General features: G+C 59.8%; 20 protein-coding genes, 3 tRNA genes and 1 pseudogene. 14 read left to right on the top strand and 10 right to left on the bottom strand.

The window, feature by feature from the left end; all coding sequences use genetic code 11:
• Window positions 1–8 precede the first annotated feature (8 nt).
• Window positions 9–1,433, top strand: coding sequence for an ATP-binding cassette domain-containing protein (locus FYJ31_RS09540; protein ID WP_154536561.1), 1,425 nt, complete (start codon window positions 9–11; stop codon window positions 1,431–1,433).
• 497 nt (window positions 1,434–1,930) lie between these two features.
• On the opposite strand, the gene pgi is transcribed toward FYJ31_RS09540, so the two are convergent.
• Entirely contained in the window at window positions 1,931–3,628 is a 1,698-nt protein-coding gene (gene pgi / locus FYJ31_RS09535) for a glucose-6-phosphate isomerase (protein WP_154536560.1), read from the bottom strand.
• A gap of 289 nt (window positions 3,629–3,917) precedes the next feature.
• Between pgi and FYJ31_RS09530 the strand changes: the two genes are divergently transcribed.
• From FYJ31_RS09530 to FYJ31_RS09520, 3 genes are all read left to right on the top strand, one after another.
• Window positions 3,918–3,990, top strand: a tRNA-Thr gene (locus FYJ31_RS09530).
• 87 nt (window positions 3,991–4,077) lie between these two features.
• A tRNA-Leu gene (locus FYJ31_RS09525) sits at window positions 4,078–4,158 on the top strand.
• A gap of 191 nt (window positions 4,159–4,349) precedes the next feature.
• Window positions 4,350–5,351 (top strand): AEC family transporter, encoded by a 1,002-nt coding sequence (locus FYJ31_RS09520; RefSeq protein ID WP_154536559.1) that lies wholly within the window; start codon window positions 4,350–4,352, stop codon window positions 5,349–5,351.
• An 82-nt stretch (window positions 5,352–5,433) separates the two neighbouring features.
• Here FYJ31_RS09520 and FYJ31_RS09515 read toward each other — a convergent pair whose 3' ends face one another.
• The 3 genes from FYJ31_RS09515 to FYJ31_RS09505 all read right to left on the bottom strand — a co-directional run bounded on the left by FYJ31_RS09515 (window position 5,434) and on the right by FYJ31_RS09505 (window position 9,416).
• On the bottom strand, window positions 5,434–6,714 hold the full coding sequence (locus FYJ31_RS09515) for an aminoacyltransferase (protein ID WP_012576836.1): 1,281 nt from the start codon (window positions 6,712–6,714) through the stop codon (window positions 5,434–5,436).
• A 49-nt stretch (window positions 6,715–6,763) separates the two neighbouring features.
• Window positions 6,764–8,074: an aminoacyltransferase gene (locus FYJ31_RS09510; RefSeq protein WP_010081168.1), complete on the bottom strand. Its 1,311-nt coding sequence runs from the start codon at window positions 8,072–8,074 to the stop codon at window positions 6,764–6,766.
• A 73-nt stretch (window positions 8,075–8,147) separates the two neighbouring features.
• On the bottom strand, window positions 8,148–9,416 hold the full coding sequence (locus FYJ31_RS09505) for an aminoacyltransferase (RefSeq protein ID WP_060620578.1): 1,269 nt from the start codon (window positions 9,414–9,416) through the stop codon (window positions 8,148–8,150).
• A gap of 204 nt (window positions 9,417–9,620) precedes the next feature.
• Between FYJ31_RS09505 and FYJ31_RS09500 the strand changes: the two genes are divergently transcribed.
• Window positions 9,621–9,693: transfer RNA gene (locus tag FYJ31_RS09500), tRNA-Thr, on the top strand.
• A 167-nt stretch (window positions 9,694–9,860) separates the two neighbouring features.
• On the opposite strand, the gene FYJ31_RS09495 is transcribed toward FYJ31_RS09500, so the two are convergent.
• The 4 genes from FYJ31_RS09495 to FYJ31_RS09480 all read right to left on the bottom strand — a co-directional run bounded on the left by FYJ31_RS09495 (window position 9,861) and on the right by FYJ31_RS09480 (window position 14,671).
• The gene (locus FYJ31_RS09495) at window positions 9,861–10,619 is read right to left on the bottom strand and encodes a non-canonical purine NTP pyrophosphatase (RefSeq protein WP_065472612.1); all 759 of its coding nucleotides are present in this window, start codon (window positions 10,617–10,619) and stop codon (window positions 9,861–9,863) included.
• 42 nt (window positions 10,620–10,661) lie between these two features.
• A complete protein-coding gene (gene rph / locus FYJ31_RS09490) occupies window positions 10,662–11,426 on the bottom strand; it encodes a ribonuclease PH (protein WP_007058292.1) in 765 nt (254 codons plus the stop codon).
• Window positions 11,427–11,569: 143 nt separating this feature from the next.
• Window positions 11,570–12,412: a helix-turn-helix domain-containing protein gene (locus FYJ31_RS09485; protein ID WP_154536558.1), complete on the bottom strand. Its 843-nt coding sequence runs from the start codon at window positions 12,410–12,412 to the stop codon at window positions 11,570–11,572.
• Between the two features lie 936 nt (window positions 12,413–13,348).
• Complete coding sequence (locus tag FYJ31_RS09480) at window positions 13,349–14,671, bottom strand: nicotinate phosphoribosyltransferase (RefSeq protein WP_154536557.1); 1,323 nt, start codon at window positions 14,669–14,671, stop codon at window positions 13,349–13,351.
• Window positions 14,672–14,764: 93 nt separating this feature from the next.
• On the opposite strand from FYJ31_RS09480, the gene FYJ31_RS09475 reads away from it, so the two are divergent.
• Complete coding sequence (locus FYJ31_RS09475) at window positions 14,765–15,391, top strand: Pr6Pr family membrane protein (RefSeq protein WP_012576829.1); 627 nt, start codon at window positions 14,765–14,767, stop codon at window positions 15,389–15,391.
• A 67-nt stretch (window positions 15,392–15,458) separates the two neighbouring features.
• On the opposite strand, the pseudogene FYJ31_RS13235 reads toward FYJ31_RS09475, so the two are convergent.
• Window positions 15,459–15,530, bottom strand: a pseudogene (locus FYJ31_RS13235) (MerR family transcriptional regulator); the annotation flags it as partial.
• Window positions 15,531–15,747: 217 nt separating this feature from the next.
• Here FYJ31_RS13235 and FYJ31_RS09465 point away from each other — a divergent pair.
• A complete protein-coding gene (locus FYJ31_RS09465; protein WP_154536556.1) occupies window positions 15,748–16,758 on the top strand; it encodes an aldo/keto reductase in 1,011 nt (336 codons plus the stop codon).
• A 41-nt stretch (window positions 16,759–16,799) separates the two neighbouring features.
• Here FYJ31_RS09465 and FYJ31_RS09460 read toward each other — a convergent pair whose 3' ends face one another.
• Window positions 16,800–17,093: a DUF3039 domain-containing protein gene (locus FYJ31_RS09460; protein WP_007055705.1), complete on the bottom strand. Its 294-nt coding sequence runs from the start codon at window positions 17,091–17,093 to the stop codon at window positions 16,800–16,802.
• 274 nt (window positions 17,094–17,367) lie between these two features.
• On the opposite strand from FYJ31_RS09460, the gene coaD reads away from it, so the two are divergent.
• The 7 genes from coaD (at window position 17,368) to ilvN (ending at window position 23,347) form a co-directional block, all read left to right on the top strand.
• A complete protein-coding gene (coaD, locus tag FYJ31_RS09455) occupies window positions 17,368–17,868 on the top strand; it encodes a pantetheine-phosphate adenylyltransferase (RefSeq protein WP_013140250.1) in 501 nt (166 codons plus the stop codon).
• 7 nt (window positions 17,869–17,875) lie between these two features.
• Window positions 17,876–18,766 (top strand): cell division protein, encoded by an 891-nt coding sequence (locus FYJ31_RS09450; protein ID WP_012576825.1) that lies wholly within the window; start codon window positions 17,876–17,878, stop codon window positions 18,764–18,766.
• Window positions 18,767–18,854: 88 nt separating this feature from the next.
• Entirely contained in the window at window positions 18,855–19,484 is a 630-nt protein-coding gene (locus FYJ31_RS09445; protein ID WP_154536555.1) for a YceD family protein, read from the top strand.
• A gap of 88 nt (window positions 19,485–19,572) precedes the next feature.
• Window positions 19,573–19,767, top strand: coding sequence for a 50S ribosomal protein L32 (gene rpmF / locus FYJ31_RS09440; protein ID WP_007051413.1), 195 nt, complete (start codon window positions 19,573–19,575; stop codon window positions 19,765–19,767).
• A gap of 152 nt (window positions 19,768–19,919) precedes the next feature.
• Complete coding sequence (rnc, locus tag FYJ31_RS09435; protein WP_154536554.1) at window positions 19,920–20,648, top strand: ribonuclease III; 729 nt, start codon at window positions 19,920–19,922, stop codon at window positions 20,646–20,648.
• Between the two features lie 160 nt (window positions 20,649–20,808).
• Window positions 20,809–22,776 carry an acetolactate synthase large subunit gene (locus FYJ31_RS09430; RefSeq protein ID WP_154536553.1) on the top strand — a complete coding sequence of 656 codons (1,968 nt, stop codon included), beginning with the start codon at window positions 20,809–20,811 and terminating at the stop codon, window positions 22,774–22,776.
• A 16-nt stretch (window positions 22,777–22,792) separates the two neighbouring features.
• Window positions 22,793–23,347 carry an acetolactate synthase small subunit gene (gene ilvN, locus FYJ31_RS09425; protein WP_154049946.1) on the top strand — a complete coding sequence of 185 codons (555 nt, stop codon included), beginning with the start codon at window positions 22,793–22,795 and terminating at the stop codon, window positions 23,345–23,347.
• Window positions 23,348–23,477 lie beyond the last annotated feature (130 nt).

Below are 23,477 nucleotides of genomic sequence, written 5' to 3'. Positions count from 1 at the left end.
AGAATAATATGACTGTTGCAATGGAAACCATTCGTTCGCTGCGGGCGGTGACCCCGCAGAACACCATCATCGAAGCCCAGCACGTCGGCCAGCGCTTCACGGCCGACAACGGCACCGAACTCACCGTGTTCGACAACATCTCGTTCAACCTGTACGAGGGCGAGATCGTGGCCATTCTGGGCCGTTCGGGTGCCGGCAAGTCCACATTCCTGCGTGCGCTGGCCGGACTGGTCAAGCCGACCAGCGGCACGGTCAAGTATCGCGGCAAGGCCCTGACCGGCCCGAATCCCGGCATCGCACTCGTGTTCCAGACCTTCGCGCTGATGCCGTGGCTCACCGTGCAAGACAATGTGGAACTCGGTCTGAAGGCGCGCGGCGTACCACGTGCGGAACGCACCAAACTGGCTCTGGATGCCATCGACATGATCGGCCTGGACGGCTTCGAATCGGCGTATCCGAAGGAACTGTCCGGCGGCATGAGGCAGCGCGTGGGCATTGCACGCGCCTTGGTGCTGCGGCCGGACGCGCTGTTCATGGATGAGCCGTTCTCCGCCCTGGACGTGCTGACCGCCGAAAACCTGCGTCAGGAAGTGCTCAAGCTGTGGTCGAGCGAACAGCGCAGCATCAAGTCGGTGCTTATGGTCACGCATAACATCGAGGAAGCCGTGGAGATGGCCGACCGAGTGGTGGTGTTGGGCTCGCACCCGGGCCATCTGATTGCCGATGTGCGGGTTGATCTGCCGCGCCCGCGAGACCGTCACAGTGTCGAATTCGAGGCGATGGTGGACCGACTGTACGCGATTTTGACCGGACAGGCCTCGCAACCTACGCAACAAGCCGAGGCTTTATCGCCATCGGCATCGCTCACGAACGCACCCGTCACGGACGCACCCGTCACGGACGCATCAGACCTTCAGCCCGCCAAGACCATCGAGAAAATCAAGGAGCATCCGCTGCCCAACGCCACGCCGGGCGGGCTTGCCGGTCTGCTGGATGTGGTTGCCGAGCATCCTCACGGCATCGACTTGGCAGATTTGGCCTCGGCTCTTTCGTTCGAGGTGGACGATCTGTTCCCGCTGGTGGATGCCGGTACGATGCTGCGCGTCATCGTGGTACGCGACGGCCATGTGCAGATCACCGAGGCGGGCGACTCCTGGCATAAGGCTGACATTCTGCGCGCCAAGCAGGTGTTCGCCTCACTGGCGATGGAACACGCGCCGCTGGTGCACAACATTGAGCATGCACTGCGGAAGTCTGCGGAAGGCAAGCTCCGCGGCGAGCTCATGCTGGACCTGCTGCGCGCCCGTTACGCCAACGACGAGGCGCATCAGCAGTTCGCCATCGCCGTGGAGTGGGGCCGTTACGGCGAACTCTTCGATTACGATGCCGATGACGATCTGCTGAGCTTGGATGAGGCGAATAAGGGCGAATAAGCGAATCAGCCACGTGAGTTGGCTAGATAGTGCCTTTATGTCTGCAAACAGATGCCGAAGCGGAATATGACCATTCGACTCATCTGACCGACAGCAATCCGTATATGCAAAGTGCCCGGCATCCGAAGATGTCGGGCACTAGTCGTGAGAGAGGCTCCCCTCAGTCAGCTACACTGACAGCTCCTCTCACCCGAGGGGAGCCAGAGGAACGAATCAGAACTCGCGCCGTGAATGGTCGCCAGACCATTCACCCGACAGCACAGCTGCAGTCGCGCGAATCGCAAATTCTGACCGAGCAAAGCGAATCAGAACTCGCGCCATGGACGGTCGCCAGACCGACCATCAAACAACACAGCGCGGCGCGCCAACCGCGAGTTCTGATTGAAGCGACGCAGGAGCGGAGATCAGAACTCGCGCCGTGAATGGTCGCCAGACCATTCACCAGACAGCACAGCTGCGGTCGCAAGAACCGTGAATTCTGATGAAGCGCAGCGAAATCAGAACTCGCGGTTCTTGCGGTAGAACTTGATCAGGCTCTGGGTGGAGGCGTCCTGGGCGGCGAGGGCGTCGTCGTCCTGGGAGATGGCCGGGGTGATCTGCTTGGCAAGCTGCTTGCCGAGCTCGACGCCCCACTGGTCGTAGGAGTCGAGGCCCCACACGGTACCTTCAACGAAGGTGATGTGCTCGTACAGAGCGATCAGCTCGCCGACGGCGAACGGGGTCAGGGCCACGCCGAAGATGGAGGTGGTCGGACGGTTGCCGGTGAACACGCGAGCCGGGACGATCTCCTCCGGGGTGCCTTCGGCGCGCACTTCGTCGGCGGTCTTACCGAACGCCAGGGCCTTGGTCTGGGCGAAGTAGTTGCCCAGGAACAGCTCGTGCACGTCCTGGTCGCCGTCCTTGGTTGGGTTCGGGGTGTTGACGAACGCGATGAAGTCGGCCGGGATGAGCTGGGTGCCCTGGTGGATCAGCTGGTAGAAGGCGTGCTGGCCGTTGGTGCCAGGCTCGCCCCAGAAGATCTCGCCGGTCTCGGAGGTGACGGGGGTGCCGTCCCAACGCACGGACTTGCCGTTGGATTCCATGGTCAGCTGCTGCAGGTAGGCCGGGAAGCGGTGCAGGTACTGGTCGTACGGCAGCACGGCGTGGGAGGCGACCTTGAAGAAGTTGCGGTACCAGACGTTCAGCATACCGAGCAGCACCACGACGTTCTTCTCGAACGGGGTGTTGGCGAAGTACTCATCGATCTCGTGGAAGCCGTGCAGGAACTCCTCGAAACGAGCCGGGCCGAAGACCACGGCCAGGGAGGTGCCGACGGCGGAGTCAACGGAGTAACGGCCGCCGACCCAGTTCCAGAAGCCGAACGCGTTGTTCGGGTCGATGCCGAATTCGGCGACCTTCTCCAGGTTGGTGGAGACGGCGACGAAGTGCTTCTTGATGGCTTCGGCGTTCTTCTCGTCGGAGCCGTCGATGGCGCCCTTGGCCTTGAGCTCTTCGAGCAGCCAGGTGCGGGCTTCACGGGCGTTGGTCAGGGTCTCCAGGGTGGTGAAGGTCTTGGACACGATGATGAACAGGGTGGTCTCCGGATCGAGGCCCTTGGTCTTCTCGGCCAGGTCGTTGGGGTCGATGTTGGAGATGTAGCGGGCGGAGATGCCGGCGTCGGCGTACGGCTTGAGGGCCTCGTACACCATGACGGGACCCAGGTCGGAGCCACCGATGCCGATGTTGACCACGGTCTCGATCTTCTTGCCGGTCACACCGGTCCACTCGCCGGAACGGACCTTGTCGGCGAAGGCGTAGATGCGGTCGAGCACCTCGCGCACGTCCTTGACGGTGTCCTGGCCGTCAACGATGTACTTGCCTTCATCCTCGACCGGGCGACGCAGCGCGGTGTGCAGCACGGCGCGGTCTTCGGTGTTGTTGATGTGCACACCGGTGTACATAGCCTTGGTGCGCTCATCGAGCTTGACGGCCTTGGCAAGGTTGGCGAACAGCTGGAGGGTTTCCGGCTTGATCAGGTTCTTGGACAGATCGAAGTGCAGGTCGCCGGCGTCGAAGGACAGCTTCTCGACGCGCTCGGCGTCCTCGGCGAACCACTTCTTGAGGCTCACGCCTTCGGCCTGAAGCTCGTCATAGTGCTTCTGCAGGGCAGCCCACTCAGGGGTCTGGGTGGCGTCAACGGGCGGATTGATGGCCATAGGATTCCATTCCTTTCATCAGTGACTGGAGCGCCTTCGCTCACGGCTCGGATGCGCTCCGTATCACCAAACAGAATACTCACAAATTCGGACATGAACAGAACAAAAAACAGTCAGCGATGTCGGATTGCCATCGTTTGCATTATCGAACAGTTCGTGGCGCGGCGCAACCGTCATCTTCAACCGAGCGGTCGCGACACAACCGCCAAGCCGCCGATTGGACTTTTCGCGGAGATGTCTTATACTTAATTTCTTGTGCGCGGCTGGCGAAATGCCTTCCGCGAGCCAAGCCACTTTAGCTCAGTCGGTAGAGCGGCTCACTCGTAATGAGCAGGTCGTCAGTTCGATTCTGACAAGTGGCTCGGATGCCCTAGGCTGGCTGGTCTGTAATGGCTGTCCGGCCTAGGGTTTTGCATATCTTCCACACCTGTGGAAACGCGGATATGCACGCGCGAGTGGCGGAATTGGTAGACGCGCAGGATTTAGGTTCCTGTGTCTTTGACGTGTGGGTTCAAGTCCCATCTCGCGCACCGGCTTGAGCCTCCTGGAAACATTGGATCGCCAACGATTCCGGGAGGCTCTTCGTATATGCGTGAGGCAATTGCAAGCCCTTGCGGACGCCTCTACATACGGCAATGCCAAGGCGGCAAATATAATGGTCACAGCATTGTGGGTCTGAGCCTGTGCGCCATGCGCCTGTGTGAGCCAAGGAGAGAAGTGTATGTCCGCCATTCTTACGCCGGTTGGTCTGTTGCTGATCGTTCTCGCCGGTTATCTGTTCAAACGGTTTGGCCTGTTCGGGCAGAAGGATTATCGTGTGTTGCAGACCGCGGAATTCAATATCGTGCTGCCCGGTGCCATCGTATACTCGTTCGCCACCAATCCTCATGACATCTCACTGCTGCTTATTTCGGTATTCGCATTCCTGTTTGCCTTTATCCCGATCATGTTCATCTTTCTGGCCACCCGCAAGCGCAATGTGACCGACCGCGCCTTCCTGATGCTCAACGGCGCCGGCTTCAATCTCGGCTGTTTTTCTTTTCCGGTCGTCCAGTCATTCTGGGGTGCGGGCGCGGTGGTGCCGGCTGCGATGTTCGATATCGGCAACTGCGTGATGGTGGCCGCCGGCACCAATGTGCTCACCCAGCAACTGCTGCATATTCAGCCCGGCAAAACACTTGCCGAGCAACACGCCGATTCGGCGCCCACCTTGCCGTACGAAAAGCCCAAGGATCGCGCCGCCAAACGGCCTGCCCGCCGCGCATTGCTGCGCACCATCGGCAAGAGCTTCTTCGGCTCGGTGCCGTTCGACACGTATCTGCTCATGATTGCGTTGACCGTCGCCAACGTGAAGATTCCCAATTGGATCGCCTCTATGACCCAACCGTTGAGCGGTGCCAACGCGCTGGTGTCGATGCTGATGGTGGGTATGCTCATGGACCTGCCTCAATCCAAGCATGACGTGAAGGAAGTCATGGCCGTCATCGCTTGGCGTATACCGTTCAGCGTCGCCTTCGCGTTGATCTCGTGGTTCCTGCTGCCGTTCTCGGCTTCGATTCGCGCCGTGATGGTGATTTGCGCGTTGTCTCCAATCGCCATTTTCTCCACGCTGTTCACCGACAAAGTACTCGGCAACGCCAAACTGGCTGGCTTCTCACTGGCAATCACCGCGATGATTTCACTGGCGATGATGACTGTGGCTCATGCGCTGATGGGCGTGTGAGCAAATGCGCAAGTAGGCACACGGCGGGCGCACGGTCAGACGAGACGCAGCCCACATAGGTTCGTCCCCCGACCGCCAGTTGCTACCGATGCAGCAGCTTGTGCGCCAGATTGCTCACGCCGAAGCGGAACTTATCCACCGGCAACGTGAATTTGCCTACCATCTGCTCGACGTAGCCGTTAAAGCCCTGCTTGAATTCCAGCACGCCGCGGCCCTCGTCGTTCGGATCGTCGAACACGCCGGAAATGCCGTAGAAGTTGTAGCGGCTCACACCCTGTTCTACACACAGGTGCAGCATCGCTTCGTACTGAATCAGCGCCGAGGCATAGAACGGCTTGTACTCCTCCAACGAACCGGAATACTGATAGACCACCTCATTAGGGTGACTGACGAACATTGAAGCCGCTGCCGGCAGCACATCGCCCTTCTTGGCATATCCCTCCACCTCAGCCAGACGCTTGTCGGCGGCCGCGAGATTGCGCGATTCCTCCCCCAGCTGACGTTCGATGCGCGTGGTCGGACGTTCATCGTATTTCGCCTGCAGCTGTGCGACCTTAGTCTGCAATGCCTCGCGCTTGGCGGTCATATCCGCCACATATTCGGCGATGTGGATTTCCGCGAGCATGAAATGCGCATCCGCGCCATACGCCTGCTTGAACTGGCGGAAATAGTCCGCGCCGCGCGTCGCGAACCCGCGGCGTTCACCGGTCCGCCGTTCGATATCGGCGAACACGTCGAACTCGTCGGGGCCGATTTCGCGAACGTGCACACCCATCGACTGCGCCCGCTTGACGCTCCATTGAGCGCGTTTGCCGAATGATGCCAGCAGTTCCTTGCCGTTGGTGATGCCGGTGAGATCCTTGACGTACATCCACTGGCAGACCACGTCATAACCGGTATGGAATCCGCCATGCGCCCAGCCTGCATCGGCGAATCCGGTCAGCAGTGCATCGTTCGGCTCGCCGTCGGGCTGTCCGTCCGAGGAATACAGACGGTAGGCGACGTTAGGCCAGCATGCCACGGAAACAGCATGGTGGCGACGGGCCGATTCACGAATCGCCTCGGTCATGGTCCATAGCAGAGCCGGATCATCGCTAATGCCGATGGGGCCGAAATATACGGAGCCATCTGCACCGAAACGACCATTGAGGTACAGAATCACGCAGCCGGTTACCAGATTGCCGGATGCGTCGCACACGCCAACGCATTCGGCTTCATGCCCACGAATCTTGGCAAGACGGACCTGCCCGGACCATTGCTGGAAGCTGCCCTGGCTTGTGGCTTCGGAAAGCCGGTCGAGCTCTTCGGGCGTAATCACGCCAAACGTATACGTCGTATCTGTTCGATTCACAGTCGCGCTCATCTCGTCGTCACCTGTGCCTTATTTCTGTGTCCGTGCTCGCCACTGTTTGTCAGCGATGCAGCAGCTTGTGTGCGGCTTCGGATACACCGAAGCGCAGTCCGTCCACCGGCAGCGTGAACTTGCCCGGAAGCTCTTCCACGAATCCGCCGAAGCGAGTCTTGAACTGCCAGACGCCGTAGGAAGGATCGTTGGCGTCGAAAATGCCGGAAATGCCATAGAAGTTGAAGCGCTCCACGCCACGGGCGATGCAGTCAAGCATCGCCTCGAAGTGGATTAGGGAAGACGGGTAGTAATCCATGAAACGATCGTCCTCGCCGCTGGACAGGCAGACGACCTCGTTCGGATGCCAGAAGTAGACACCGGCTTCCACCGGAATGACCGGGCCGTCCGAGGCGATGATGCCATTGACTTCGCCGATGGTCTTTTCCAGCGCCGCAATCTTCTTGTCTGCGGTGGCGATGCGCTTTTCCAGCGTTGCCGGGTCGGAGGCACCCTTCTTGGCCGTACCTTCCGGCTGCTGTTGCGCGCGCTGGAGCAGGCGTTCGAGGTTGCGCTTGTCTTTGGAGGCCGCATTCAGCTTGGATTGCAGGGTGTCCAGATATTCGTCGAAATGGGTTTCGACCACCTTGAACTCGATCAGGTCGCCGAAGGTATCGAACAGACGCTCATAGTAGGCCAGATCGCGGCTCTTGAAGCCTTGACGTGCGGCGCTCATATCGCACAGCTTGACGAAAGTGCTCAGTTCGCCGCGTTCCAGTCGGCGCACGCGCAGACCGGAATCCTGGGCGATGCGGATGTTCTTACGGCGGTACTTGGAGAACGAGGCCAGCAGTTCCTTCTCATTATGAATGCCGTCAAGCCCCTTGACGAAGTTCCAGCGGTTCACCACGGATTCGTAGCCCACGGTGAAGCCGCCATGTTTCCAACCGAAGCGGGCCATGTTGTCCATCATCGTGGTGTCCGGGTCGCTGGTCGGCTTGCCATCCAGATCATGCAGACGGTAGACTGCGGCCGGCCAGCAGGATACGCTGATGGCGTGATGGGCCTTGGCCGAACGACGCAGGGCTTCGGTCATCGCCTCAACCACCTGTGGATTATCATAATCGCACAGCGGTCCGCACCAGACCGAGCCTTCCAAACCGAAACGGGACCGCGTGTACACCACGTAGCAGGCGGCAATCAGCTTGTCACCGCGCTTGACACCCACATAGTCCACCGGACCGTTGAACGCACCCATGGCGGCCATCTGCGAGGTCTGCTGGAAACTACCTTGCACTTGAGCTGCGGAGAACGCATCCAGCTCGGCAGGAGTGATCTTGGTAGGGGTGAGCGAGGCGACGCCTGCATCGGATTGCGTCATAATCGAACCTTCTTACTTGTCGTTACTCTGATCGTTACTCTGGGCTCTGGAACGGCCTGTGTGCTGCGTCCGTTTACCGCGACAGCAGCTTGTGCGCAAATTGCTTCATGGCATAGGCAACCGGTTTGACCGGCAGCACGAACTCGCCCGGAAGTTCCTCGACATATCCGTTGAAGCCCTGCTTGAACTCCAGTACACCACGACCCTCGTCATCGGGATCATCAAAGACGCCGTCGATGCCGTAGAAGTTGTAGCGAGACAGCCCGTGTTCCACGCAGAAATGCAGCATCGCGTCATGCTGAATCAGCGCGGAGGCGTAGAAGGGCTTGTACTGCTCGACGCTACCGGAGAACAGGTAGATGACCTCGCGTGGATGCTCCACGAATAGTGATGCCGCAGCCGGCAGCACATCCCCGTCTTTGGCGAACTCGGCCGCCTCGTTCAGGCGTTTTTCGGCTGCCGCCAGATTGCGGGTCTCCTCCCCCAGCTGACGTTCGGTTTTGGTGGTGGGACGTTCGGCGTTTTTTGCGGTCAATGCCGCCACCTTGGCCGAAAGCGCTTCACGCTTGGCCGTCATGTCCGCCATGTATTCATCGATGCGGATCTCGGCAACCATAAAATGCGCTTTGCTGCCGAACGCTTCCTTGAAACGGTGGAAATACGCTTCGCCACGGTATTCGAAGCTACGGCGTTCGGCGGTTTGCCGCTCGATTCGTGCGAATACCCCCAGCTCGTCGTCCGACAGCTCACGCACGTGCACACCCATCGATTGGGCACGCTTCACGCTCCACTGGGTGCGCTTATCATAGGACTTCAGCAGACTTTTCTCATCGGTAATACCAGTCAGATCCTTGAGGTAGCGCCAACGCGGAACCGCCGTGTAGCCCACGGTGAAACCGCCATGAGTGAAGCCGATCGCCTCGAGCTGTTCTATCAGCTTATTGTCGGGAGCGCCATTCTGGTCATCCGGCAAAGAAGCTCCATTGGTGTCGCGAAGCCGATATGGGGATTCAGGGGTGATCTCCAGCTGTGAAGCACCCTCTGCCTTGGCATGGCGTTTCAGCGCATCCATGAAGAAGGTCAATGCTTCGGTGTCGTGATAGTCGCACATCGGGCCATCATGGATGGCCGCAAATATAGAGAATCGAGAGCGGTGAGTTTCGAACAGTGCCGCCGCGACGATCTTCTCGCCCTCCTTGAGGGCCAGATATTCGACGTCGATCCCCTGCGCGGCGCGAAGGCGTCCCATCGCCGAGGTTTGTTGGAAATTGCCTTGTGGATGCCTGGCGGAGAAATCATCGAACTCTTCGTCTGTCAACTTCACCAGCACAAAATCACGCATGCTTCCCTTTGCCTCCGAGTCGATCAGGCTCACCATGCTAGCATAACGCGTACACGACGAATGGCGTCCGAGCAGATGAGGTGTGCACATCGTTCGCACTATTGCCGCCACGATGGTCCAAAGAACAATGGCCCAAAGATGATGAACGTCTGGCTTGCACTGAATCAAACGCAGTGCTATTCTCTACTTGGCTCTTGAAGCCACGCCACCTTAGCTCAGTGGTAGAGCATCCCCCTCGTTCGTGGGAAGGTCGGTAGTTCGATTCTATCGGGTGGCTCTTGTTCACCAAAAAGGCCGACGCACTAAGCGCCGGCCTTTTTTCGTATCGCCCTTGCTCGGTCATAGGCGCTTGCTAGACACTCGTCCGATTCGGGGGCTGAGTGCTGAGCCGCGACTCAACTGTGGCTTAGTCGCGGCTCAGTGCAGCAAGACAGTCTAGACGACTTAGTGCAGCAGTGCCTCGATAGCGGGGACCAAGGCTTTCAGCGCCTTGCCTCGGTGGGAAATCGCATTCTTCTCGGCCGAAGTCATTTCGGCGCTGGTCAGCGGCTCGCCTTCATGGTCAGGCTCAGTGCTGACGCGACCGGCAGGCTGGTCGTCCGGGACGAACAGCGGATCGTAACCGAAACCGTGTTCGCCACGAGCCTCGCGGATGATGCGACCCGGCATGTCGCCGAGTTCCACTGTCTCCGACTTGATGGCGTACCGGGCATGCACCGGGGCAGGGCTCCCATCGGCAGCCGTGGTGTGAACGGTGATGCCGTCGGCAGCCACTCCACCGGTCACGTCGGCACCGGCCTCGGTGTCCGGGACCACCAGCGCGGCGGCGCAACGGAAGCGCGCGGTACGCTTGTCATCCGGAATATCTCCGATTTGGGCGAGCAGCAGCGCATTATTGGCCTTGTCGTGGCCGTGAGCACCCGCCCAGCGAGCAGACAGAATGCCCGGAGCGTTACCCATCACATCGACGATGAGACCTGAATCATCCGCGACAGCGGGCAGACCGGTACGGATGGCCACGGCGCGGGCCTTGAGCAGCGCGTTCTCCTGGAAGGTGACGCCGGTTTCCACCGGGTCCGGCAGGTGAAGGCTGCCAGCGGACACCAGTTCGATGTTTTCGGCATCCACGCCAAGATCCTCTTCGAGAATGCGGCGGATTTCCACAAGCTTGCCTTCGTTATGGGTTGCGACGACGATTTGCATGGATTCTCCTTTAAGAAGGCTCCCCTTGGCAGGGGAGCTGGCTTAGTCTAAAGACAGAGCGGCACGCTGGGCGGCTTGCAGTTCCTTGTTGCCCTTTTCGGCCAAGTCAAGCAGGGTGCCGAGTTCGGCACGGTTGAACGGACGGTGTTCTGCGGTGCCCTGAATCTCGATGAAGGTGCCGGAACCGGTCATGGCCACGTTCATGTCGGTCATGGCCTGACTGTCTTCAATGTATGGCAGGTCAAGCATCGGAGTGCCGTTGATCACGCCCACCGATACGGCGGACACATAGTCCTTAAGCACGCGGCTGGCGGACTTGATATGGCGGTGCTTCTCCGCCCAATTGACTGCGTCGACCAAAGCCACGTACGCACCGGTTACGGAAGCCGTGCGAGTGCCGCCATCGGCCTGAAGCACATCGCAGTCAAGCTGAATCTGATTTTCGCCGAGCGCCTTCATATCGATGACGCCACGCAGGCAGCGGCCAATCAGTCGGCTGATTTCGTGGGTACGGCCACCGATTTTGCCACGTACGGATTCACGGTCGGTGCGTTCGGCGGTGGCACGCGGCAGCATCGAGTATTCGGCGGTGACCCAGCCGAGGCCGGAGTCCTTGCGCCAACGCGGCACACCGGGGGTAAAAGTGGCGGTGCACATCACGCGCGTGTTACCGCATTCGATGAGCACGGAGCCTTCGGGGGCGTCGGTGAAGTGGCGGGTGATGCGCACGGGGCGCAGTTCGTCGACCTTGCGGCCGTCGGCACGAATTATTTGGTGATTGCCAAGCATGTCTTTGATTTCAACCATGCGCCCCAGCATACGCCATCCGCTCTATGCCTGGATAGCAACTCGTCAACCATCATCAAACTCCAGCGCAATGTCATTCCCTGCTTACATATCCATCCCATGACACTTGGATGCACGCCACTATTTTCTTATGCACCACTCGCTTACAGAGTCAATGCCTGCGTACCTGATGAGGATCGGGAGAGATCGTCCGCTGGAATAAGAATGCCATATTCCATGAAATCTTGGTTGAATTGCTTGCGCTGCATAGCGTTGAGTTCGTAATCGATTAACGGCAAACATGTATAGTCCATGTCAGGCAACGGCTCTTCATATCGATGAAGCACGTGCATAATTGCCGCGCTCGGCAGTGGGGACCACCATCCATCCAGGCCATACCGGTACGGAGGAACCAATGTCAAGCGTCTGTTCCTTGGGTTGATATCCCAACGCAGAAAATGGTATAAACCAGCGAGAAACGCAATCCAGCACGCATCGTTCACCCGTGCAACCGCTCGGACGAACGATATACGTTGATGTTGAACATTCCGAGCATGAATCAGATTGACGCAGAGCATCTTCAACGTAGACCAGGTCGCTCCGCTTTCTATTGCATCGAAATCAGGAGGCCTACGCAGTTGTGCCAACAACATGTGCAATTCGTCTTCCGGAATCGTTTGCGAGGGGGCCACGGCTTCTAGGTGAAGACCAAAACCAGCCCGCTCAAGCCCCTCGGCCAAAACATCAAACAACATACCTCTTTGCCCACGCAATACGCGACCAATTGCAGACCGATCCAAACCAGTGCGCTGTGCAAGCTCATAGGCATTCCAACCAGTCTGCGACATCACTTCATTCAGCACAGCCGCACACGAATTAACAGGGCAACCAGATACCACACCGTGATGCACGACATCGTACTGTTCTAACGCTCGATGCTCTACAGCGCGCCGCTCTGATACGTCATCGTTGCCCGCCGCGTTCTCATCATTGAGAGTTTCACTCATCGAAGTCACCTTGCCTCGGCCGATTTCCCGGTCATTTCATCAAACCGCAATCATCATATCCCACAATCCCATGACGATACGATTCGTCATATCCCACAATTCAGAGACGGTATGATTCGTATCGCATCAGTTCACACGATTCTTCAACGATTGCTCCGCAAACGATTGCTCTGCACGCATCACGGCATTCTACCGGCAGAATATTCCTCCCAATCAGCCCAACGCAACATCACACGCAACATCACACGCAACACCCCCTCACGCAACACTGCGCCATCTCTGTAACATCACCGACAACACGGCAATCCCACAACGTCTCGGTGCAATATCCTCTGAAATGGTTTGGTTTTTCACTCCACCTCGTCGGCATCCTGACCAGGATAGGAATATGTGTCGTTCCGCACCATGTACAAAACGTTGTCAACTGACAACGTTCTTCAAATCAATTGGATAAGACAAATGGCCATTCCCCGCCAATTCATCTGAATCAAGACGTTGTCAACTGACAACAAAATGTACATTGCAACAGCATGCACATATACATATTTCCCCAGTGAGCAGTAGCCCCCCCCCAAAAAAAACAAGGGGGCCACCCTCAGCTGGAACCACGTCCGGCGAACCGGGACGCAGTTCAGCCGAGGGGATGCGGCCAATACAACCCCAGGACACAGCCACAGGGGGTGCAAACACGGGGGTGCGACCGGGGTTTGGATCTCCCCGCCTCGGCGGCGACCACAGGAGTGCGGCCAACACAGACAGAGGGGCACAGACAGAGGGAAGAGTAGCCAATGTAACCAAAGGGATGCGGCCAGTGAGATACGGTCAGAGGACTTTGGTCTCTGTGGTCGAACCGTTAAGCGGACAGCCCAGTGGGCCGTCCGTAGGTAAGGGGAGCAGTTATGCTGCGACGGATTCCTATGGAGACGAAAGTTCTCGTCAGAGAACCTGAGTCTCCGTAGGAATCACGGGCTCGCCCTTCATGAGGCTCTGCGCGGTGATGGGCAGTTCGGACAACGCCTTGGCGCGGTAGTCGTGGGCGGCCATGATGGCGTCATGGCCCTGCCACTGCGCATCGATATGGCCGTGGTCCACGAAATCGACCAGCAGGTTCTTCCATGTCGGTTCGGGCGTGAAACCGGCCAGCTTCTCTTCCGAGCCGGAAATCACGTGTTCGGCTTCGGCTAGCGCGTATTCGTAGGAGCGGAATGCCAACTTGCGACCGGGCACTGTGGCCTTGTCCTTGGACTTCTTCATGACCGGAACCATCGTGCCGTCAGCGCCTTCACGTTCGGTGAGCTTGTACACCATCGCACAAGTGGGAGCGCCGGAGCCGGTGACCAGCATGGTGCCCACGCCATAGGAGTCGACCGGCGCGGTCTGCAATGCGGCGAGCGCGTACTCATCCAAATCGTTGGTCACGGTAATGGTGGTGTTCGTGGCACCCAGGGCGTCCAACTGGTTGCGCACACGCTGGGCCATGGCGGCTAGGTCGCCGGAGTCGATGCGCACGCCACCCAGTTCGGGACCGGCCACTTCGACGGCGGTTTTCACGGCTTCCTCGATGTTGTAGGTGTCCACCAGCAGCGTGGTGTTCTTGCCCAAAGCCTCGATCTGCGATTCGAAGGCGTCACGTTCGGAATCATGCACCAACGTGAAGCAATGTGCGGCGGTGCCAATGGCCTTCAGACCATACAGCCGGGCGGCCAGCAGATTGGCGGTACCCTTGAATCCGCCCACTACGGCGGCTCGAGCGGCGGCCACGGCGGCCCACTCGTTAGTGCGGCGTCCGCCCATATCCATGCAAGGGCGATCTTTGGCTGCCGACGCCATACGTGAGGCGGCGGAGGCCACTGCGGAATCGTAGTTCAGCACGGATAGAATCAACGTCTCCAGTAGCGTGCATTCGCCGAACGTGCCTTCGACCTGCAAAATCGGGGAGTTCGGGAAGAACATCTCACCTTCGCGGTAACCGCGAATCGTACCGGAGAAGTGGAAGTTCTCCAGCCACTTGATGGTCTCGGGGCTTACCACGTGACGGTCGGCCAGGAACTTCAGGTCCGTTTCGTCCAAGTGGAAATGTTCCAGCGCATCCAGAATGCGGCCGGTGCCGGCCACCACGCCATAGCGACGGCCTTCGGGCAGGCGACGCGTGAACACCTCGAACACGCATTTGCGGTCGGCGGTACCGTCTTTCAGAGCGGCGTCGAGCATCGTGTATTCATACATGTCGGTCATCAGAGCCGGCGAATAATCGACCATTGCAAGGCCTTTCCTACATAAGTGGTGAAGTTGCACCTAAGTGTAGTCCGGGCAAAGCCATACAGCCCACTGGCGAAGCGGTAGACTCGATGCATGAGATTCATCGTGGTGTTGTGGCGCTTTGCGATCGCCGGTTTCTGCTTCGTGGGCACATATGAGGCATGGTCCAAACCACAGTTCTGGGTGTATTTCACGTTCCAGACCGGTTTCGTGCTGGGCATCGTGATGCTGTGGTCCGGCGCGGCCACACTGCTCAAAGGCATTCAGCCGCCCGCATGGCTTAAGGGGTGCCTGACTGTGTACGCCACAGTCACCGCACTGGTGGCGTTCTTCCTGATGCCTCCGGACGACCCGGCATACGTGCCACAGGTTATTGGCATCATGACCAATACGATGCTGCACAAAATCGCCCCGATTATGGCGGTTATCGATTTCGTGCTATTCGATCCGCACCGGCGTTTCCGCTGGCATTACATGTTCTCGTGGCTGGCGTATTTCCCTGCATACTTGGTCTTCGTGCTGGCCCGTGCGGCGATTTGGCCGGGTTCCGGACCGGCGGCCGGCGGCAGTCCGTATCCGTACGACTTCATCGACCTCGACGCACTCGGCTGGCAAGGGTTCGGCATTAGCTGCGGCAAGCTGGCCATGGCGTTCTTCGTGATATCGCTCGTTGTCTGGCTGCTCGACCGCGCACTGCCGAGCAAGGCCTTACTCGGATAGACGCGCCCACGATCGACGCGCATCGGTCTTTGTGCCCAGCCGGCATCCAGCTCAGCACTCGATGGCCTCAACATTCAATGGAATAGGCGCGGTTTTTGTACTCGCGCCAATCCGGCCAGTCTTCACCGGCGTAGAGGGCTGCATATGGAACTGCGTGGCCACCTGACGAATGGTGTAGGACATCATGACTCCTTACTGCGGCGACACGCCGAAGCGTCGCAGCCGTTTGCATTCAAGTTCACTTGAACTGGAACCTTAGTATCTAAGAACCCTTACGAATACCACTCGATCGGCGTCGGTTTGCCCATCGCAGACCAGCATTCGTAAGAACAAAAATGACATTGTAAGGAGACTCAATGTTCGAGCCAACCACCACCTACGCTCCCAACCCGCACCGTTACGACACGATGACCTACAACCGTGCCGGCACCTCCGGCCTCAAGTTGCCGGCCGTCTCACTCGGCTTCTGGCACAACTTCGGCGACATCACGCCATTCGACCAGATGAAGTCCCTGGTCTTCACCGCCTTCGACAACGGCATCACCCACTTCGATCTGGCCAACAACTACGGCCCCGAGCCCGGCCAGGCCGAGAAGAACTGCGGCCTGCTGCTCGCCAAGTACTTCAAGCACCACCGCGACGAACTCGTCATCTCCACCAAGGCCGGCTATGAAATGTGGGCAGGCCCGTATGGCGACCTCGGCAGCCGCAAGTACCTGCTCGCCAGCCTCGACCAGTCGCTCGAACGCTTGGGCTTGGATTATGTGGACATCTTCTACCATCACCACCCGGACCCGGAAACCCCGCTGGAGGAGACGATGGGCGCGCTGGCTCAGGCCGTGAACTCCGGCAAGGCCCTGTACGTGGGTCTGTCCAACTACGATGGTCCGACGATGGAGAAGGCCGCCGCGATTCTCGCCGACCTGCACGTGCCGTTCATCATCAACCAGAACAAGTACAACATCCTCGACCGCACCGTGGAAAAGAACGGTCTGAAGGAGACGGCTTACAAGCTGGGCAAGGGCCTTATCACCTTCTGCCCGCTGGCTCAGGGCCTACTGACCAACCGTTATCTGAACGGCATTCCGGCCGACAGCCGCATGGCTCACGATCCGCGATTCCTCAACGATTCCGCCCTGACCGAGAAACTGCACAAGCAGGTCGTGGACCTGAACAATCTGGCCGCCGAACGCGGCCAGACGCTGGCCGAGATGAGCCTGGCATGGCTGCTGCACGATGGTAAGGTGACCTCCGTGCTGACCGGAGCCTCCAAGCCTCAGCAGATTCTCGACAACATCGGCGCGCTGAAGAACACCCACTTCAGCGACGAGGAGCTCAAGCTGATCGACGAGATTTCGGCTCGGTGACCATTTCGGCTCCCTTCGCTGAGGGGAGCCAAGTACCACCTTTAGCGCGTCATTTCTTCGTAGATGCGCTTGCAATCGGGGCAAACCGGGTACTTGGACGGATCGTGCTTGGGCACCCAGACCTTGCCGCACAGGGCGACCACCGGACGACCGGTCGCGCGTGATTCGGCGATACGGTCCTTAGAAACATAATGTGCGAATCGATCCGCGTCGCCGCCATCGTCACGAACCGGAGACTCCTTGGTTTCCGGGCGTTCCAGCACCGACGTGCCGGCACCTTGGTCCGGGTTGCGCAGCGGTTCGGCATCATCAACGAACATCTCGGCAAAAGTCATAGTGCACTTCTTTCCTCGTATTCAACGATTCGACTGCACTCCATCATAGATTCCCGTCGTTACCCGCGAAACCCATTGGCGCGTAATCCGCACACCTCCACACACCCATGTCGCGCATCACGCCACCCCGCCACATACAATGCCACATAACAATGCCGCACACAACGCCGCACCGACGCCACATACGGCACCGCACACACTGCCTCATACGCCGACGCGACAACAATGCACGCTCGGCAGCACGAAGCACACCACTAGCGGTAGGCTATAAGGCATGACTATCGCAGTATGCCCCGGCTCGTATGACCCCGTTACCGCCGGACACTTGGATGTAATCGAGCGCTCGGCGCGGTTTTTCGACGAGGTGCATGTGGTGGTGGCCGTCAACGCCGCGAAAACACCGATGTTTTCCGAAGCCACCAGAGTCGACGTGATTCGCCGTGCCCTTGACAAAGCCGGTTGCAAGAACGTCACCGTTTCTTCCACCGACGGCCTGATCACCGACTACTGCAAGAAGGTCGGCGCCACCGTTATCGTCAAGGGTCTGCGCCAGAACGGCGACTATGAAGCCGAGCTCGGCATGGCGCTGGTCAATCGCAAGCTCGCCGGCATCGAAACCCTGTTTTTGCCGGCCGATCCGATTCTTGAACACATCTCCAGTTCCATCGTCAAGGACGTGGCCCGCCATGGGGGCGACGTGACCGGCATGGTGCCCGATTGCGTCGTGCCGATGCTGGCCGATGCCCTGGCCGAGGAACGTCAGCGGAAGGACTGATGCACTAATGACTATGAGCGATGACCACCCCACTGGATACGTCGATCTGACCAAACCGAATGCGGACACCGCATCGTCCACTCCGGAGCCGTCCGCCCCGGAACCGCCCGCGTCTACGCAAGCCGCGCCGGCACCCACCGAAGAGGCCGATGTTCTCGCCGGATCGCCGCCCGCCGCGCCTACCCCTACTCCGGCACAGATGCAGGCCAAAGCGCAGGCCCAAGCAGCTCAGCAGACCCGGGCACAAGCTCAGACCGCTCAGGCCGCCGGCACTCGCCCCTCGTTCATGAACGAAATGCCCGACCTGCGAGAAACCACGGACGACGACCCGGCCACGGTCAAGAGCCGCGAGGAATTCACCACGGTGTATGACATCATCGACCAGCTCGAGGTGGCACTGGGTGAAGCGAAGTCCAGCATATTCGCCCCCGGCATGGTGAAGGTTGACCGAGACGAATTCACCGACCAGCTTTCCGAGTTGAAGAAAATGCTGCCGGTGCAGTTGGAGCGCGCCTCCGCCCTCATGCGCGAGGCCGAGCGCCGTCTGGAATCGGCACAGACCCAGTCCAACGCCATCGTCGCCTCCGCACAAAGCCGCGCAGCCGACATGATCAAGGACGCCAACGAACAGGCACAGTTCCTGGCCGGCCAGGAGAACGTCACCGAGCTTGCACGGCAGAAAGCGCGCGCGATTCTTGACCAGGCACAGACCAGAGCCGACCATCTGACCCAAGGCGCGGACCAGTACTGCACTACGGTGATGGAAGGGCTGTCCCAGCAGCTCGGCAAACTCAGTCAGGATGTGCAGGCCGGTCTTAACGTGCTGGAAGAGCGCCAGCGCGCGGCCGGAGAACGGATGCCGCACCTGACGCTGAACGACTATCCCGAAGCCCAGTAACACCAGCAACGCCGGCAACATCAGTAACGCGAATAACGCCAGTAACGAATAACTCCAGCCAACATACGAAAGGCACCAAGAACATACCATGGCACGAGTTGAAGATTCCCCGTGGGCCATTCCGGTAGCGCAGATTGCTTCGCGCGCCGGTCAATCCAAGCCGATTGACGCCGATTTCCCAGCCCCTTCCGGCATTGGCGACAGCATTGTCGGCATCAAGGAAGGTGAGCCCGTACACGTGAGCGGGCAGTTCGATTCGATTGTGGACGGCCTGATCTTCACCGGCCGCCTGGTCGCGCCATTCGTCAGCGAGTGCACGCGCTGCCTGAAGCCGATTGACGAGGGCTGGCCGGTTGATGTGACGGTGTTCTTCCCGTATGAGTCGGGTCAGGACAAGGCCAACGGCAAGGGTGGCAAGAACAAGAAGGACGACGAGATCGACATCATCGCCGGCGAGGACGAATCGGAAGACACGTATCCGCTGCTGGAGAACGGCGCATTCGCGGACATCGAGGCGATGATCCGCGACACGCTGGTCGAATCGCTGCCGTTGCAGCCACTGTGCCGACCGGATTGCAAGGGCCTGTGCTCGCAGTGCGGTGCCGATCTGAACGAGGATCCCGATCATCATCACGATGTGACGGATATCCGTTTCGCCGGATTGGCGGGGCTCAAAGCCCAGCTCGAGGCCGAGCAGAACGGCGAGCAGGCCGAGTGACGCGCGCCTGAACGGAGTTTGTACGAGCCGTGCGTTAAGATAACGGACGCTTAAGCTCAATTGTTCGAACGAAATAGAGGATACTCAAATGGCACTGCCTAAGTACAAGACCTCGCGCGCCAACACGCACTCGCGTCGCGCGAACTGGAAGGCCACCGCTGCTGCGACCGTGAACTGCCCGAACTGTGGCGCTCCGGCCCTGCCGCACATGGCTTGCCCGAGCTGCGGTAACTACCGCGGCCGCACCTACCGCTCCGCCATCCAGCCGGCTCACACCAAGTGAGTCCTGCGATAACGGCTTGAATGAAGGCCCTGCCATCGACGGGTGGCGGGGTCTTCGCATAAGTGCACCATTACGTACACCATCGCATCGCACACAACACAACACAACACAACACAACACATCACCATCGCGTGAAGGACCATACAACAATCATGAGTAATGAAACCCCACAGCAGCCGACGCCAGCCAACGAGCTTCTTGAAGCGTTGGGCACCACTCTTAGCCCGGATCTGCTCGTGCAGGCACTCACCCACCGCTCCTTCTCGCATGAGCACCCCGGCGTGGCCAATTACGAACGCCTCGAATTCCTGGGAGACGCGGTGCTCGAACTGGTCTCCACTGAAACGCTGTTCACTATTCACCCGGATATGACCGAGGGGCAACTGGCCAAGATGCGCGCCAAGGCCGTCTCCGAAGACGCGCTGAGTGCCATCGCCAAAACCAAGCTCAAGGTGGGCCCCTACATTCTGCTGGGTCACGGGGAAGCCGAGCAGGGCGGCGCGGAGAAGAACTCCATTCTGTGCGACATCGTGGAATCGCTCATCGGCGCGACTTTCCTGGAACACGGCATCGACGAGGCACGCAAGGTGATTCACCGGCTTATTGACGACACGCTCGCCGAAGTGGCCACCGAGGGCCCGGCACTCGACTGGAAGACCTCGCTGACCGTCAAGGCGCACAGCCTCGGCAAGGAGGAGCCTGTCTACCATATGGAGGTCTCCGGCCCGGAATACGCGCAGATCTTCACCGCGCGCGTCTCGTTGGGCGAGAACGGCGACATCATCGGCATCGGTAAGGGCTCCAGCAAGCGTAAGGCGCAGCTGGCGGCCGCCGAAGCGGGCTGGAAGTCACTGGACTCGCTCAAGACGCGGACTAAGTAAGCCCGCTGTCGGATTTGCGAATAGACTGATACCAACATGAGCGACGAGTCGTGTCGGGGCCACAAGTCTCGGGGAAGCGACTGGAATCAGACACGCGGGCACCCGGCCCCATCCCAAGGTCGGTCAGGTTCGCTACAAAACCTATGAGGTGAGAGGAATCATGGCTTTACCCACGCCTTTGCAGGCATTCAGCGGTGTGCCGAAAATCAACGCGGCACCCGACCAGCAGACCATCGTCGATGGAGAGAAGATGACCGGCGCCCAGGCGCTGGTGCGTTCGCTGGAGGATCTCGGCGTCGAGGACGTCTTCGGCATTCCTGGCGGCGCGATTCTGCCCGTCTACCACGAGATCAAAGACAACACGAAGTTCCGCTTCGTGCTTATGCGCCACGAGCAGGCCGCCGGCCACGCCGCCGAAGGCTACGCACTGGCCACTGGCAAGGTGGGCGTGTGCATCGTGACTTCCGGCCCGGGTGCCACGAACGTGGTCACGGCCATCGCGGACGCGAACATGGACTCCGTGCCCATGGTCGTGATTACCGGTCAGGTGGGCGTGCAAGCCATCGGCACTGATGCCTTCCAGGAGGCGGATATCGTGGGCATCACCTACCCGGTGTCCAAGCACTCCTTCCTCGTGACCCGCGCGCAGGATATTCCTCGCGTGCTTTCCGAGGCGTACTACATCGCCAACACCGGCCGCCCCGGCCCGGTGGTCGTGGATCTGACCAAGACCGCACAGACCGGCGACATGTACTACTCATGGCCGCAGCGCATGATTCTGCCCGGCTACAACCCCACCACCAAGGCGCACGGCCATGTGCTGTCCGACGCGGCGAAGCTGTTCTCTCAGTCGTACCGCCCGGTGCTGTATGTGGGTGGCGGCGCCGCCCGCTCCAACGCCGGCGCACAGATCAAGGCTCTGGCCGACCTGACCGGCGCTCCCGTGGTCACGACCCTGCCCGCACGCGGCATCATTCCCGACTCCGACCCGAAGAACCTCGGCATGCTGGGCATGCACGGTACGATTGCCGCAACCGGCGCCGTGCAGCGCGCTGACCTGCTTGTGGCCATCGGTGCACGTTTCGACGACCGCGTGACCGGCAAGCTCGACGCCTTCGCACCGACCGCCCGCGTGATTCACATTGACATCGACCCGGCTGAAATCGGCAAGAACCGTCAGCCCGACGTGCCGATCGTGGGCGATGTGGCTACCGTGCTCGACGACTTGATTCCCGAGATTCAGCACACGCAGGCCATTCAGGGCAAGCCGAATCTGGCCCCCTGGTGGAAGGCGATCGACGGCTGGCGCGAGGAATACCCGATGACGTGGGATGAGCCGACCGACGGCTCGCTGGCCCCGCAGTGGGTCCTCAAAAAGCTCTCTGAGATGGCCGATCCGTCCACCATCTGGGTGACCGGTGTGGGACAGCACCAGATGTGGGCTTCGCAGTTCATCGATTTCGAGAACCAGCACGCTTGGATCTCCTCCGGAGGCCTCGGCACGATGGGCTACGGTCTGCCAGCCGCCATCGGCGCATCCGTGGGCTCGGCCCGCGAGTTCGAAGGCAAGAAGCCGGTGTGGCTGATCGATGGTGACGGTTCCTTCCAGATGACCTCTGAGGAGCTGGCCGCCGCGTTCCTGGACCACGCTCCGGTGAAGATCGCGATTCTGAACAACTCCGTATACGGCATGGTCCGTCAGTGGCAGACGCTGTTCTACGAGCACCACTACTCGCAGACCAACCTGCTCGATGGTGAAGCGCATGGCGTCGACGGCGAGACGGCACTGACCGACGGCAATGCGCCGCTCGAAGTGCCTGATTTCATCAAGTTGGCCGAGGCATACGGCTGCGTGGGTATCCGCGCGTTCACCGAGGAAGAGGCGATTGCCGCCATCGAAAAGGCGAACCAGATCAACGACCGCCCGGTGCTGATCGACTTCCGCGTGTGGAAGGATGCGATGGTGTGGCCGATGGTAGCCGCCGGCGCCTCCAACGACGAGGTGACGTACAAGCCCGGCATCAAGCCGCTGGCTGGCGGCACCCCGGCTCCGGGAACCGGTCCGGACGAGCATGCGACCGGCGTGTTCGAGCACGAGACCGCCGCTGCCACTGCGAGCGAGCACTGAGGAGAGGAGAACACTCATGGCTAACTATCCTGCATCCCAGCCTGGTTCCCAGCGTCATACGCTGTCCGTGCTGGTGGAGAACCGCCCGGGCGTTCTGGCGCGTATCGCCGGCCTGTTCGCTCGCCGTGCGTTCAACATCAACTCACTGTCCGTCTCCCCCACCGAGCGTCCGGACATCTCACGCGTCACGGTGACCGCCGACGTGGAGGCCGTGCCACTGGAGCAGATCATCAAGCAGCTCAACAAGCTGCTGCATGTGCTCAAAATCGTGGAACTCGACCCGAACTCCACCGTGGAACGCGAACTGGTGCTCATCAAGGTGTCCGCCGACGAATCCAACCGTTCCGACGTGCTGGAGATCGTGCGCCTCTTCCGCGTGCGTGTGGTGGACGTACACCCCGAGTCCCTAACCATTGAGGCCACCGGCGCCGAAGGCAAGATCGATGCGCTGCTGGGGCTTTTGGAGCACTACGGTGTGATTGAGCTGGTGCGCTCCGGTGCCGTAGCCGTGACCCGCGGCCCGCGCGCCCTGAGCGAAAAGGTCGTCGGTTCCGAGGTTACCGGGCGCTGATTCGGCGACTGTGGGGAGACCCAGTCCAAGCTCAAAGGGCGGATGTGCATGATGCATATCCGCCTTTTTCATGCGTGCATACCTCATCACCCGTACTGCAAGCAAAATGACAGCATCTTATGCTAGCATT

Source organism: Bifidobacterium sp. WCA-178-WT-4B, assembly GCF_009696495.1.
GTDB lineage: Bacteria > Actinomycetota > Actinomycetes > Actinomycetales > Bifidobacteriaceae > Bifidobacterium > Bifidobacterium infantis.
The sequence above is the reverse complement of the archived record's forward strand: the minus strand, read 5'-3'. Positions and strand labels throughout refer to the sequence as shown.

What these genes read in the sequence shown, in the direction of transcription:
- FYJ31_RS09520 (WP_154536559.1), top strand. Translation starts at nt 4,350, where the DNA reads ATGTCCGCCATTCTTACGCCGGTTGGTCTGTTGCTGATCGTTCTCGCC.
- FYJ31_RS09505 (WP_060620578.1), bottom strand. Translation starts at nt 9,416, where the DNA reads ATGCGTGATTTTGTGCTGGTGAAGTTGACAGACGAAGAGTTCGATGAT.
- FYJ31_RS09540 (WP_154536561.1), top strand. Translation starts at nt 9, where the DNA reads ATGACTGTTGCAATGGAAACCATTCGTTCGCTGCGGGCGGTGACCCCG.
- FYJ31_RS09515 (WP_012576836.1), bottom strand. Translation starts at nt 6,714, where the DNA reads ATGAGCGCGACTGTGAATCGAACAGATACGACGTATACGTTTGGCGTG.
- ilvN (WP_154049946.1), top strand. Translation starts at nt 22,793, where the DNA reads ATGGCTAACTATCCTGCATCCCAGCCTGGTTCCCAGCGTCATACGCTG.
- FYJ31_RS09510 (WP_010081168.1), bottom strand. Translation starts at nt 8,074, where the DNA reads ATGACGCAATCCGATGCAGGCGTCGCCTCGCTCACCCCTACCAAGATC.
- FYJ31_RS09445 (WP_154536555.1), top strand. Translation starts at nt 18,855, where the DNA reads ATGGCACGAGTTGAAGATTCCCCGTGGGCCATTCCGGTAGCGCAGATT.
- coaD (WP_013140250.1), top strand. Translation starts at nt 17,368, where the DNA reads ATGACTATCGCAGTATGCCCCGGCTCGTATGACCCCGTTACCGCCGGA.
- FYJ31_RS09485 (WP_154536558.1), bottom strand. Translation starts at nt 12,412, where the DNA reads ATGAGTGAAACTCTCAATGATGAGAACGCGGCGGGCAACGATGACGTA.
- pgi (WP_154536560.1), bottom strand. Translation starts at nt 3,628, where the DNA reads ATGGCCATCAATCCGCCCGTTGACGCCACCCAGACCCCTGAGTGGGCT.
- FYJ31_RS09465 (WP_154536556.1), top strand. Translation starts at nt 15,748, where the DNA reads ATGTTCGAGCCAACCACCACCTACGCTCCCAACCCGCACCGTTACGAC.
- rpmF (WP_007051413.1), top strand. Translation starts at nt 19,573, where the DNA reads ATGGCACTGCCTAAGTACAAGACCTCGCGCGCCAACACGCACTCGCGT.
- rnc (WP_154536554.1), top strand. Translation starts at nt 19,920, where the DNA reads ATGAGTAATGAAACCCCACAGCAGCCGACGCCAGCCAACGAGCTTCTT.
- FYJ31_RS09450 (WP_012576825.1), top strand. Translation starts at nt 17,876, where the DNA reads ATGACTATGAGCGATGACCACCCCACTGGATACGTCGATCTGACCAAA.
- FYJ31_RS09460 (WP_007055705.1), bottom strand. Translation starts at nt 17,093, where the DNA reads ATGACTTTTGCCGAGATGTTCGTTGATGATGCCGAACCGCTGCGCAAC.
- FYJ31_RS09430 (WP_154536553.1), top strand. Translation starts at nt 20,809, where the DNA reads ATGGCTTTACCCACGCCTTTGCAGGCATTCAGCGGTGTGCCGAAAATC.
- FYJ31_RS09475 (WP_012576829.1), top strand. Translation starts at nt 14,765, where the DNA reads ATGAGATTCATCGTGGTGTTGTGGCGCTTTGCGATCGCCGGTTTCTGC.
- FYJ31_RS09495 (WP_065472612.1), bottom strand. Translation starts at nt 10,619, where the DNA reads ATGCAAATCGTCGTCGCAACCCATAACGAAGGCAAGCTTGTGGAAATC.
- FYJ31_RS09480 (WP_154536557.1), bottom strand. Translation starts at nt 14,671, where the DNA reads ATGGTCGATTATTCGCCGGCTCTGATGACCGACATGTATGAATACACG.
- rph (WP_007058292.1), bottom strand. Translation starts at nt 11,426, where the DNA reads ATGGTTGAAATCAAAGACATGCTTGGCAATCACCAAATAATTCGTGCC.